The 11,588-nt window shown below is 63.7% G+C and carries 10 protein-coding genes; 5 read left to right on the plus strand and 5 right to left on the minus strand.

What is annotated here, in order from left to right; genetic code table 11:
* Position 1 precedes the first annotated feature (1 nt).
* The 3 genes from NKF27_RS14880 to hutC form a co-directional block, all read right to left on the minus strand.
* Positions 2–1,135 (minus strand): acyl-CoA dehydrogenase family protein, encoded by a 1,134-nt coding sequence (locus tag NKF27_RS14880; protein WP_222515862.1) that lies wholly within the window; start codon positions 1,133–1,135, stop codon positions 2–4.
* Complete coding sequence (locus NKF27_RS14885) at positions 1,132–2,274, minus strand: CaiB/BaiF CoA-transferase family protein (protein ID WP_253552803.1); 1,143 nt, start codon at positions 2,272–2,274, stop codon at positions 1,132–1,134. The genes NKF27_RS14880 and NKF27_RS14885 overlap by 4 nt, the downstream gene beginning before the upstream one ends.
* A gap of 584 nt (positions 2,275–2,858) precedes the next feature.
* A complete protein-coding gene (hutC, locus tag NKF27_RS14890; RefSeq protein ID WP_253552805.1) occupies positions 2,859–3,566 on the minus strand; it encodes a histidine utilization repressor in 708 nt (235 codons plus the stop codon).
* A 192-nt stretch (positions 3,567–3,758) separates the two neighbouring features.
* Between hutC and NKF27_RS14895 the strand changes: the two genes are divergently transcribed.
* Positions 3,759–4,772: a zinc-binding alcohol dehydrogenase family protein gene (locus NKF27_RS14895; RefSeq protein WP_253552807.1), complete on the plus strand. Its 1,014-nt coding sequence runs from the start codon at positions 3,759–3,761 to the stop codon at positions 4,770–4,772.
* A gap of 145 nt (positions 4,773–4,917) precedes the next feature.
* Here NKF27_RS14895 and nspC read toward each other — a convergent pair whose 3' ends face one another.
* Complete coding sequence (gene nspC / locus NKF27_RS14900; protein WP_253552815.1) at positions 4,918–6,093, minus strand: carboxynorspermidine decarboxylase; 1,176 nt, start codon at positions 6,091–6,093, stop codon at positions 4,918–4,920.
* Positions 6,094–6,096: 3 nt separating this feature from the next.
* Positions 6,097–7,317 (minus strand): saccharopine dehydrogenase family protein, encoded by a 1,221-nt coding sequence (locus NKF27_RS14905; RefSeq protein ID WP_045992530.1) that lies wholly within the window; start codon positions 7,315–7,317, stop codon positions 6,097–6,099.
* Positions 7,318–7,947: 630 nt separating this feature from the next.
* Between NKF27_RS14905 and NKF27_RS14910 the strand changes: the two genes are divergently transcribed.
* The 4 genes from NKF27_RS14910 (at position 7,948) to NKF27_RS14925 (ending at position 11,586) form a co-directional block, all read left to right on the plus strand.
* Positions 7,948–8,946, plus strand: coding sequence for a TRAP transporter substrate-binding protein (locus tag NKF27_RS14910; protein WP_222568800.1), 999 nt, complete (start codon positions 7,948–7,950; stop codon positions 8,944–8,946).
* Between the two features lie 62 nt (positions 8,947–9,008).
* Positions 9,009–9,521 (plus strand): TRAP transporter small permease, encoded by a 513-nt coding sequence (locus tag NKF27_RS14915; RefSeq protein WP_045992527.1) that lies wholly within the window; start codon positions 9,009–9,011, stop codon positions 9,519–9,521.
* 2 nt (positions 9,522–9,523) lie between these two features.
* Positions 9,524–10,792, plus strand: coding sequence for a TRAP transporter large permease (locus NKF27_RS14920; protein WP_253552817.1), 1,269 nt, complete (start codon positions 9,524–9,526; stop codon positions 10,790–10,792).
* 20 nt (positions 10,793–10,812) lie between these two features.
* The gene (locus NKF27_RS14925) at positions 10,813–11,586 is read left to right on the plus strand and encodes an SDR family oxidoreductase (protein ID WP_222568798.1); all 774 of its coding nucleotides are present in this window, start codon (positions 10,813–10,815) and stop codon (positions 11,584–11,586) included.
* Positions 11,587–11,588 lie beyond the last annotated feature (2 nt).

Consider the following 11,588-nt stretch of genomic DNA (forward strand, 5'->3'; position numbering starts at 1 on the left):
GTCAGGCGGTGATGGCACGGCCGATGATGATCTTCTGGATCTCCGAGGTGCCCTCGAAGATGCGGGTGATGCGGGCGTCACGGTAGTAGCGCTCGATCGGCAGGTCGGAGATGTAGCCGTAGCCACCATGGACCTGCACCGCGGCGTCGGTGACCTTGGCCGCCGCCTCGGATGCCACCAGCTTGGCCACCGCCGACTCAAGGCTGAAGCGCTGGCCGGAGTCCCGCGCGTCGGCCGCCTTGTAGGTCACCAGCTTGGCGGCCTCGAGCTGGGCGTGCATCTCGGCCAGCATCCACTGGATGCCCTGGTGCCGGCACAGCGGCTTGCCACCGACGATGCGCTCCTTCGACCAGGCCAGCGACGCATCCCGAGCGGCCCGCGAGATACCGACGCTCATCGCCGCCACCTCGACCCGGCCGCGATCCAGCACCTCCATGGCGGTGGCGAATCCGGCCCCCTCCTCGCCCATCAGCGCATCCAATGGCAGCACGCAGTCGAAGCCGATCTCGTAGATATGGCTACCGCGCAGGCCCAGGGTCTTCTCCGGGCTCGAGAACTCGAGACCCGCGGTGTGGCGATCGACCAGAAAGGCCGAGATGCCGCGGTGGCCCTGATCGGGGTCGGTCTTGGCGTAGACCACCAGGAAGTCGGCGAAGGCGCCGTTGGTGATGTAGTGCTTGGTGCCGGTCAGGTGCCAGCCGTCGCTGGTGCGTACCGCCCGGGTGCGCATCTCGGCGGGATTGGAGCCGGCCCCGGGTTCGGTCAGGGCGAAGGCGCCCAGCTTCTCGCCGCTGGCACACTGGGGAAGCAGTGTCTGCTTCTGATCCTCGGTGGCGCCGATCAGCACCGAGTCGGTGGCCAGAAAGTGAGCGGTCAGCGATGAACAGGTGGCCGCGCAGTGGTAGGCGATCTCTTCCACCGCCAGCGACATGGCGATGCTCGAGATCTCCACACCGCCGTACTGCTCGGGCAGGTTCATGCCCCAGAAGCCCAGCTCGCCCAGGGCGTCGAGGCTTTCGCGGCAGAACTCCCGCGTTTCGTCGTAGCGCGCCGCATTGGTCTTGAGCACCTCAGCGCAGACGCGGTGAGCGGCGTCCTGGAAGGCGATGTCATCTTCATTGAAGGTAAAGTTCATGCGTCGATCTCCTTGTCGAGGTGCTGTGATTCGAGACAGGCGTTGTGTTGGCCAAGCGTCGGCGCAGGGCGATCGCAGACGACCCGTCGGCCATTGAAGAACACCGGTTGAGCCGGCGAGCGCCAGTGCCCCATATCGAGCAGCAGCTGGCGGTCTTCGGCATGCCGGGATTCGGCAAGCTGGGCGATGTTCCAGATCGGAGACGCCGGCACTCCCGCCTGATCGAGACGCGCGCAGACCTCCTCCACGGTGAACTGGCCGGTCCAGTCTTCGATCAGCGACTTGAGTTCGGCCTGGTGGAGACAGCGCTGCTCGTCGTCGACGAAGCGCGCATCCTCGGCGAGCTCTGGCGCCTGCATGCACTCGGCCAGGCGAGAAAACAGCGTGTTGTTGATCACCGCGATGATTACCTGGCCATCGTTGGCCCCGAAGCTGTCGAAGGGCGCCGACAGCGGATGGCGGTTGCCGATGGGGGACGGCGCCTGGCCGCTGGCGACGAACTGCGCCAGGTTGGTGACCTGCATCGAGAACAGGCAATCGAGCATGGACACATCCAGGTGGCAGCCCTGGCGCTCGGGGTCACGTTCACGCGCGAACAACGCCGCTGCGATCGACCAGCTGGCGAACATTCCGGCGCACACATCTCCCAGCGACTCGCCGATGCGGGTCGGCATGCCGCCATCGGGACCGGTGGCCGCCATCATGCCCGACAGCGCCTGGGCGATGATGTCGTAGGCCGGCTTGGCGCGCATGGCACCGCTCTGACCGAAGCCGGAGATCGAGCAGTAGATGAGACGGGGGTAGCGCGCACGCAGCGTCGCCTCGTCGATTCCCAGGCGCTCGGTCACCCCGGGCCGGAAGTTCTCCACCACCACGTCGGCGCGCTCGCAAAGCCGATGAAAGCGCTCCAGGTCCTGGGGGTCCTTGAGGTTCAGACACAGGCTCTTCTTGCCACGATTGAGCATCGAGAAGTACAGGCTTTCGCCCTCGACGTAAGGCGCAATATGACGGCTGTCATCGCCCTGCCCCGACTCGACCTTGACCACTTCGGCGCCCAGGTCGGCCAGCATGGCGGTGCAGTAGGGCCCGGCGAGCACCCGGGACAGGTCGAGGACGGTGATCCCCTTGAGTGGTTGCATAGCGTCTTGCCTCCGGTCTTGTTGTTGGCAGTGACATCGAGCGCTGACGGCCGCTCGATATGTATATACATATCTATCGCCAAACTGCTCAGCTTTCCACCCAGACATTCTTGCCAAAAATCTCACAACAAAACTTATTTATTGTTTTTTTAACATTTTCTATAAACCAGGCCTTGAAAATTATCGACCAAGGTCTAATGAAAAATGGTGACACCAGGCGCTTGTGGCATATATTGGTATATACATCTAGCGTCATCGACGGCCCGCACCGATGTCGAGGGAGTCCGCGGCACGACACCCTGAAGCCCGCCGGGAACCCGAGAGATGGTCATCGAGGGCAACTTCAGGGAGGGGGAGAACGACGGGCGCCAAGCGTTCGTCAGCGCTGCCAGTAGAGAGACAGCAGAGAGATAGCAGGGTGATAGGAGGGAGTTCGGCGAGAGAGCTTGCCGGGGGAGATCACCGAGAGAGTGAGGTGAAAACGCGAGCGCTGCATGACACCAAGCCACAGCCGTCGCCACCCTCACAGTAAAGACCTGCGAAGGGAAGCCGTCCGAACAGCGCGGCGATGCGCCAGGGTAGCTTCAGGTATTGCGGGAGGCGTTCAGCTTGTAGCGCTTGCCGGGATGCAGAAGCTGGGTGTAGCTGATCAACAGCTCTCCTGACCAGGTACGCCGCACCACCAGCAGGCAGGCATCGCTGGGAGACATCTCCAGCAGCGCCGCTTCCTCGTCACTTGGCAGCATCGCCTCGACGCTGTTCTCGACATCGGTGACCGGATAACGCGCCACCAGGATGGCGTTGGGCGTCTGGCGCTCGAAGTCCTGCTGCAGGTAGTCCGGCGCCAGCTTCGGGTTGACGTGGCGTCGCTCGAGCTGGATCGCCACGCCATTTTCCCGATGCACGATCTCGGAGTAGAACACCCGGGTCCCGGTCCTCACCCCCAGAAAGATGGCGACCTCTTCGGATGCGGCCACCTCCTTCAAGGCGATGATCTGGCTTGAGTGCTCGCCGCCTCGCAGGCGGATCTCGTCGGCGATATTGCGAATGTCGAACAGCGACGATTCAGACTTGCGCTGACTGACGAAGGTACCGGACCCCACCCGGCGCACCAGCAAGCCCTTCTGTACCAGATCGCGTATGGCCTTGTTGGCGGTCATGCGGCTGACCCCAAACTGGGTAGCCAGCGCATTCTCGGCAGGGATTCGATCACCGGCGACGTAGGCCCCGCTCTCGATCTCGGACAGCAGATATTCCTTTATTCTTGCGTAGCTGGGCCGCGAGCTTGCCATGCAACGTCCTGTGGGCAATGGGAAACGCCAAGTGTAGTCATGTCTCTGACGCCAAGGAAAGCGAAAACCTGTCGCCATCTGAGCCAGTCATTGTCCGGGAATCCCGAATAGTGTGTTTGGCGGCCGCCGGTGTTTCACGACTCCATAGCACGCTAAGGTGTTGCCATTGATGAACACCTAACGGGAGATCCCATGAAAGCTATCGGTTACCACGCCCCCGGCCCCATCGACCGCGACGACGCCCTGGTCGATCTGACCCTCGACACACCACAGGCCAGCGGTTTTGACCTGCTGGTCAAGGTCGAGGCGATTTCGGTCAACCCGGTGGACGTCAAGATTCGCCAGGCCCGCGCCCCCGAAGAAGGTCAGCCTGCGGTGATCGGCTGGGACGCGGTCGGCGAAGTAGTCGCCGTCGGCGACCAGGCCTCACGCTTCGCCGTGGGCGACCAGGTCTGGTACGCCGGCGATATCTCCCGCCCGGGCACCAACAGCGAGTACCACCTGGTCGACGAGCGCATCGTCGGGCATGCGCCTCGCTCCATCCCCACCGCCCAGGCAGCGGCGCTGCCGCTCACCACCCTGACCGCCTTCGAAATGCTGTTCGATCGCCTGCGGGTGCTTGATCCGGTCCCCGGTGCCGCCCGTGCGGTGCTGGTGATCGGCGGTGCCGGCGGCGTGGGTTCCATCACCATCCAGCTGTTGCGTGCCTTGACCGACCTGCAGATCATCGCCACCGCCTCACGCCCCGAGACCCAGGCCTGGGTGAAGGAACTCGGCGCCCACCATGTGATCGACCACAGCCAACCGCTGCCCGAACAGGTCGAGGCGCTGGGCCTGGGTGCGCCAGCCTTCGTCTTCTCGACCAACTATTCGGAGCACTATGCCCCCCAGGTGGCCGAGTTGATCGCCCCCCAGGGCCGCTTCGGGCTGATCGATGACCCAGAGACGCTGAACATCACGCCGTTCAAGCCCAAGGCGGTGTCGATCCACTGGGAGCTGATGTTTACCCGCGCGCTCTTCACCACCGACGATATCGCCCGACAGGGCGAGATCCTCGACAAGGTGGCGGGGCTGATCGACACGGGGCGGGTTCGCTCCACCGCCACTGACAGCTACGGCACCATCAACGCCGGCAACCTCAAGCGCGCCCACGCGCTGATCGAGAGCGGCAAGGCCAAGGGCAAGATCGTGCTCGAAGGTTTTTAAGGCGCAGACGAAAAGACGCCCGCCCCGCTCGGCACTGCCGAACGGGGCGGGCGGCTGGCGTATCGAAGACGGTCCGATCGAATCGATACCACGATCCGCGTCAGTCGAGCGCCAGAACCTCGGACTCGAACCTTCCACCCTGCGGTCAGGACAGGCGTTCGCGGAAGTCCTGATAGCCGAACTCGCGGATCACCCTGAGCTCACCGGTCTCGGAGTTCCACACCGCGATGGCCGGCAGGCGCGTGCCATTGAAGGTGGTGGTCTTGACCATGGTGTAGTGGGACATGTCCTTGAAGATCAGCTTCTGACCGATCTCAAGCGGCTCGGGGAAGCTGTAGTCGCCGATCACGTCCCCGGCCAGACAGGTCAGCCCGCCCAGTCGGTAGGTGTGCGGGTACTCGCCTGGCTCCCCCGCCCCCAGCAGACCGGGACGATAGGGCATCTCCAGCACGTCCGGCATATGGCAGGTGGCCGAGGTGTCGAGAATCGCCTGGTTCAACGCATTGAAGCTCGTGTCCAGCACCGTGGTCACCAGCACCCCGGAACCGATGGCAACCGCCTCGCCGGGCTCCAGGTAGACCTGCACCTGGTGACGCTCGGCGAAGTCACGCACGCAGCGGATCAGGTCGTCACGCTGGTAGTCGGGACGGGTGATATGGTGGCCACCGCCGAAGTTGACCCACTGCATGCGCCCGAGCAGATGGCCGAAGCGCTCTTCCACCGCCGCCAGGGTACGCTCGAGCGGCGGGAAGTCATGCTCGCACAGGGTATGGAAGTGCAGGCCGCTGATGCCGTCGAGGCTCTGCTCGTCGAGCTCGGACAACGGGATACCGAGCCGCGACCCCGGTGCGCAGGGATCATAGATCGGTACATCGCCCTCGGAGTGCTCGGGATTGATGCGCAGCCCGAAGCGCAGCCCCGGACGACGCGCCAGCGCCTCGCGCACCAGCGGCTGGGCCCGCCGCCACTGGGCCGAGCTGTTGAACACCACATGGTCGGCGATCTTGAGGATCTCGGCCAGATCGGCGTCGCTGTAGGCGGCACCGAAGACGTGGACCTCGCCACCATAGTGCTCACGCCCGAGCTGCGCCTCGTGCAGGCCGCTGGCGCAGGTGCCGCTCAAGTAGCGCGACACCATCGGCGCGAAGTGCCACATGCTGAAGGCCTTGAGCGCCGACAGCACCTTGGCACCGCTGGCCTCGGCGACCTCGGCGAGGATCGCCAGGTTGCGCTCCACCGCCACCTCGTCGACGACGTAGCAGGGTGACGGCAGCTCTTCGGCGTCCAGCCGCGTGATATCCGTGAACTGAAGGATCTCCACGCCTTAGAGGTCCTCGCCCTTCTGCACGTCCAGACGGAACGACGGATCCAGCTCGATGACCTTCCACGGCAGACCGTACTCGTTCATGTCGGCCATGAACGGATCGGGATCGCACTGCTCCATGTTCCACACGCCCGGGCGCTTCCAGTGGCCCTCGAGGATCATCTTGGCGCCGATCATCGCCGGCACGCCGGTGGTGTAGGAGATCGCCTGGGACTTCACCTCGGCGTAGCAGTCCTGGTGGTCGCAGATGTTGTACAGGTACATGACCTTTTCCTGGCCATCCTTCTTGCCACGCACCACGGTGCCGATGCAGGTCTTGCCCTTGGTGCGCGGACCCAGGGTGGAGGGGTCGGGCAGTAGGCTGGCCAGGAACTGGATGGGCACGATCTGCTGGCCGTTATACTCCACCGGCTCGATGCCGGTCATGCCGACATTCTTCAGCACCTCCAGGTGCTTGAGGTAGCTGTCGCCGAAGCTCATCCAGAACTGGGCGCGCTTGAGGCTCGGGAAGTGCTTGGACAGCGACTCCAGCTCCTCGTGGTAGAGGCGGTAGATGTTGTAGTCACCGACCTCTTCGGGGCAGCTGAAACGCGCCATCTTGGACATCGGCGGCGTGGTAACGAACTCGCCATCTTCATAGTGGCGGCAGTCCGCGCTGACCTCCCGGATGTTGATCTCCGGATTGAAGTTGGTGGCGAAGGGGTAACCATGATCGCCGCCGTTGACGTCGATGATGTCCAGCTCCTCGATCTCGTCGAAGTAGTGCTTGGCGAGATAGGCGGTGAACATGTTGGTGGCGCCCGGATCGAAGCCGCTGCCGAGCAGCGCGGTCAGGCCGGCCTGCTTGAAGCGATCCTGGTAGGCCCACTGCCACTTGTACTCGAACTTGGCGGTATCCAGCGGCTCGTAGTTGGCGGTGTCGAGGTAGTGCACGCCGGCGGCCAGGCAGGCATCCATGATGCTCAGGTCCTGGTAGGGCAGCGCCACGTTGATGACCAGCTCCGGCTTCTCGGCTTCGAGCAGGGCGGTCAGCTCGGCGACGTTGTCGGCGTCGACCTGGGCTGTGCGAATCGGGCGCGGCAACTGCTCGGCGATGGCCTTGCACTTGGACTCGGTGCGACTGGCCAACAGGATATCGGTAAACACCGATTCAAGCTGCGCACACTTGTGAGCGACGACACTGCCCACACCGCCGGCACCGATGATGATCACTTTTGACATAACAATACGCTCCCGCCTGAGTACAACGACCCGTCAAGATGGATAGGCCCGGTCGAGGTGAGCCGAATCGCGACCCACGAGGCTCGTCCACCCGACGAGCCCCCTACCCTACTACCGGACGGCGCATGCTAACCAGATTTGCCGTTTCACGCCACGGCTTTTCGCCCCTTAGCTGTGCGTCGCCGAGGTGGATGTCAAGGCGTGCCACCGACCTGGCGACAGTGTAGTCAATCACCACCAGATGACAGCTTGATGTGACGCTGTCGAGCGCCTGGTGCGAGCCCATGTACGAGCCGCCCTCACCTCGCGCCAGCACACGCCAGCACACGCCAGCACACTCCACTTCAGGTCACCTGACGTCACTTGCCCCAGCCTCCACCCGACGCTACAGAGCGCGCACGCCACCCATCAATCCACAAAAAAAGACTACGTAGTCACTAAATTAAACTAAAGTATATTTATTTACTTTTCAGCAACTTACTTCACATACATGGATCATGGAATTTTCTATTGTTGAATACGTATGTCGTTTGGATTTACAAGTGTGCACTCCGCAGCGCCACCACCTCGAGCGCCGCCGATTGCCCCTCGCTGCCGGCCAGGGGCTCACAACGACAACAGGAGAGCTCCATGCGCCACTTTCACCCCCTCCCCTTCAGCCTGACCGCCCTGACCGCCGCTGTCGGTCTTGGCCTGTCCGCGACCGCCCTGGCCCAGCAGGAACGCACCATCGACGTCAGCCTGCCGCTGGGACCCGAGTCACAGCAGGGCATCGGTATCCTCAAGTTCGGCGAGGAACTTGAGCGCCTGTCGGATGGCCGTCTGACCATCGAACCTCACTACGACAACGCCCTGGGGGCCGAGCGCGAGGTCATCGAGGGCATGGGGCTCGGCATCATCGACGCCGGCATCGCCTCCACCGGCCCCATGGGCGGTTTTGTCGACGAGTTCCTGCTGTTCGACCTGCCCTACATCTTCGAGGACCACGAGCACGCCTACGGCTTCCTCGACAGCGAACACGGCGAACAGCTCGCTCAACTCGCCGAAGAGCAGATGAACGTCAAGTTCCTGGCCTGGATGGAAAACGGCTTCCGCCACAACACCAACTCGGTACGCCCGCTCGAGCACCCGAGCGATCTCGACGGCATCAATCACCGCACCCAGGAAAGCCGCGTTCAGGTGGACACCTGGGAAGCGCTGGGCGCCAACGCCACGCCGATGGCCTGGACCGAGGTCTACACCGCGCTGCAGCAGGGGGTCATGGATAGCCAGGAAAACCCTCTGGCCACCATCTACGACGTCAACTTCTACGAGGTCCAGGACTACCTGAACATCACCCAGCACGTCTATTCGCCGGCGCCGCTGATGATGAGCCTGAACCTGTTCAACTCGTTCAGCGAAGAAGATCAGCAAATCATCCTCGAAGCCGCGCAGATCGCACTGCCGGTGCAGCGCGAGGCCAGCCAGGAACTGGAGCAGCGCTACAAGGGCGAACTGGCGGAACTCGGCATGACCGTGACCGAGCCGGACCTGGCCCCCTTCCGTGAGGCCGTCCGTCCGGTCATCGACAAGTGGGCGCCGACCGTGGGCGAGGACCTGGTCGACGCCGCGATCAACTTCGACCACTAAGCAACAAGGCGCCAGCCGAGCCCATGGCAAGGCGGGCGCCGTCTCTTCCTGCGAGGCATCCCATGCAATCCTTCCTGCAATTCGTCAACGCCGGGATCGGGCACTTCAACCGCTTGATCGGCTGGGGCCTGGCGCTGCTGCTGCTGGTCATGACCGTACTGATCTTCTGGCAAGTCTTCGCCCGATTCGTGGTCGGCAGTCCCTTGTTCTTCTCCGACGAGATCGCGCGCTTTTCGATGCTCTGGCTGACCTTTATCGGTGCCGGCTACGCCTACCGCAAGGGCACCCTGATTTCGGTCGACATCGTGCTGGAGTATTGCGGCGAACGCGTGGGCCGCCTGATGCGCATCCTGGTTGTGCTGTGCTCGGCGGTGTTCGCCTTCGTCATGATCAAGTACGGCTTCGAGCTGGTCGGCCGGGTCTCCAGCCAGACCGCCCCCAGCACCCGTATTTCGATGATGTGGCCTTACCTCGCCATCCCGGCAGGCGGCATCGTGATCATGGTCAACAGCCTCGGCCTGCTGATCGACGAAGCCCTGGGCCAACCGGTCCACCACCATCAGGAGGTGAACTGACCATGGCACTGTTACTGTTCATCCTGCTGATTTCACTGTTCATTCTTGGCGTCCCCATCGCCTTCTCGCTGGGCTTGGCCTCGGCCATCACCGTCTGGCACGGCGACCTGATGCCGATGCTGATCGTCGCCCAGCAGATGCTGGCCTCGGTCAATTCCTTTCCGTTGATGGCGATCCCGTTCTTCATCCTGGCGGGCTACCTGATGCAGGGTGGCGGCATCTCCAAGCGCCTGGTCGACTTTTCCAACACCCTGGTGGGCAGCATGACCGGCGGCCTGGCCATGGTGGCTATCGTCACGTCGCTGTTCTTCGCCGCGATCTCCGGCTCCGGCGCCGCCACTACCGCCGCGATCGGCGCCATCCTGATTCCCGCCATGCTGTCCAAGGGCTATCCCGGTGGCTACGCCGCCGCCAACCAGGCCGCCTCCGGCGCCCTCGGCGTGATCATCCCGCCCAGCATCCCGCTGATTCTCTACGGCATCGCCGCCAACGTCTCGGTGGGCGACATGTTCATCGCCGGTATTCTGCCGGGCATCCTGGTGACCCTCACCCTGCTGGTGTTTGCCTACTTCTTTGCCCGTGCCAATGGACTTGGCGGCGGAGAAAAAAGCTCGCTCGGCGACGTCTTTCGCGCCGGTAAAAAGGCGATTCTGGCCATCCTGATGCCGGTGATCATCCTCGGTGGCATCTATGGGGGTGTCTTTACCCCCACCGAAGCCGCCGTCATCGCGGTCGCCTACTCCTTCGTCATCGGCACCCTGATCTACCGCGAGATCAAGTTCGCAAGCCTGGTAGGCATCCTCAAGCAATCCGCCGTGACCACCGCGGTGGTGCTCAGCATCATCGGCGCCGCCGGGCTCTATGGGCGCATCCTGCAAAGCCTGCGGGTCCCCGACATGATCTCGGACTTCGTGATCTCGGCCATCGACAGCCCGCTTCTGTTCATCCTGCTGGCGAACCTGTTGCTGCTTCTGGCCGGCATGTTCATCGAGGCCGCCGCCGCCATCCTGATCTTCGTGCCGATCCTGCTGCCGATCGCGGTGAGCTACGGCTTCGACCCGATCCACTTCGGCATCATCATGGTGGTCAACCTGGCCATGGGCATGTTCACCCCGCCGGTCGGGCTCAACCTCTTCGTCGCCTCCCAGATCACCAACATCGGCATCGCTCGTCTGACCTGGGCGGTCATGCCCTTTGTCGCGATCGTGCTCGCCAACCTTCTGATCATCAGCCTGCTGCCGGTGTTGTCCACCTGGCTGCCGTCGCTGTGACCCCACACAAGGAGAACACCATGAACGTCGTTGAAAGCCTCACCCCGCGCCAGGGACTGCGCGTGCTGGTCACCGCCGGCGCCTCCGGCATCGGCCTGGCCATCGCCAAGGCCTTCGTCCAGGCCGGCGCCAGGGTCCACGTCTGCGACATCGACAGCGAGGCCCTGGCCGCCCTGCCAGACGGCATCACCCATACCCGTTGCGACGTCAGCCGCGAGGACGAGGTCGCCCGCCTGTTCGATGACGCCCGCGCACTCGGCGGTCTCGATGTGGTGGTCAACAACGCCGGGATCGCCGGCCCCACCGCGGGCATCGACGAGATCGATCACGCAAGCTGGACCCAGACCATCGACATCAACCTGAACGGCCAGTACCGCGTCGCCCACCGCGCCGCGCCGCTGCTGCGCGACAGCCAGGGACTGCTGGTCAACCTGGCCTCGGTAGCCGGACGGCTTGGCTTCGCCTACCGCACGCCCTACGCCGCGAGCAAGTGGGCGGTGGTCGGCCTGACCAAGAGCCTGGCCTGCGAGCTTGGCCCGGACGGCGTGCGGGTCAATGCCATCCTCCCGGGCATCGTGCGCGGGCCACGCATCGAGAAGGTGATCGAGGACCGCGCCGCCAAGCGCGGCATCAGCTACGCCGAAATGGAAACGGAGAACCTGTCGAAGATCTCCATGCGTCGCATGGTCGAGCCCACCGATATCGCCGCCATGGCACTGTTCCTGGCGGCGCCGGGGGGCACCAACATCAGCGGCCAGGCACTCAGCGTCTGCGCCAACGTCGAATCCCTGTGACC

The organism is Halomonas sp. DN3 (assembly GCF_024137905.1).
GTDB classification, from domain to species: Bacteria; Pseudomonadota; Gammaproteobacteria; order Pseudomonadales; family Halomonadaceae; genus Halomonas; species Halomonas litopenaei.

Excerpts from the sequence above, each read along its gene's own strand:
- NKF27_RS14905 (WP_045992530.1), bottom strand. The coding sequence starts at position 7,317 with ATGTCAAAAGTGATCATCATCGGTGCCGGCGGTGTGGGCAGTGTCGTC.
- NKF27_RS14895 (WP_253552807.1), top strand. The coding sequence starts at position 3,759 with ATGAAAGCTATCGGTTACCACGCCCCCGGCCCCATCGACCGCGACGAC.
- hutC (WP_253552805.1), bottom strand. The coding sequence starts at position 3,566 with ATGGCAAGCTCGCGGCCCAGCTACGCAAGAATAAAGGAATATCTGCTG.
- NKF27_RS14910 (WP_222568800.1), top strand. The coding sequence starts at position 7,948 with ATGCGCCACTTTCACCCCCTCCCCTTCAGCCTGACCGCCCTGACCGCC.
- NKF27_RS14915 (WP_045992527.1), top strand. The coding sequence starts at position 9,009 with ATGCAATCCTTCCTGCAATTCGTCAACGCCGGGATCGGGCACTTCAAC.
- NKF27_RS14885 (WP_253552803.1), bottom strand. The coding sequence starts at position 2,274 with ATGCAACCACTCAAGGGGATCACCGTCCTCGACCTGTCCCGGGTGCTC.
- NKF27_RS14920 (WP_253552817.1), top strand. The coding sequence starts at position 9,524 with ATGGCACTGTTACTGTTCATCCTGCTGATTTCACTGTTCATTCTTGGC.
- NKF27_RS14925 (WP_222568798.1), top strand. The coding sequence starts at position 10,813 with ATGAACGTCGTTGAAAGCCTCACCCCGCGCCAGGGACTGCGCGTGCTG.
- NKF27_RS14880 (WP_222515862.1), bottom strand. The coding sequence starts at position 1,135 with ATGAACTTTACCTTCAATGAAGATGACATCGCCTTCCAGGACGCCGCT.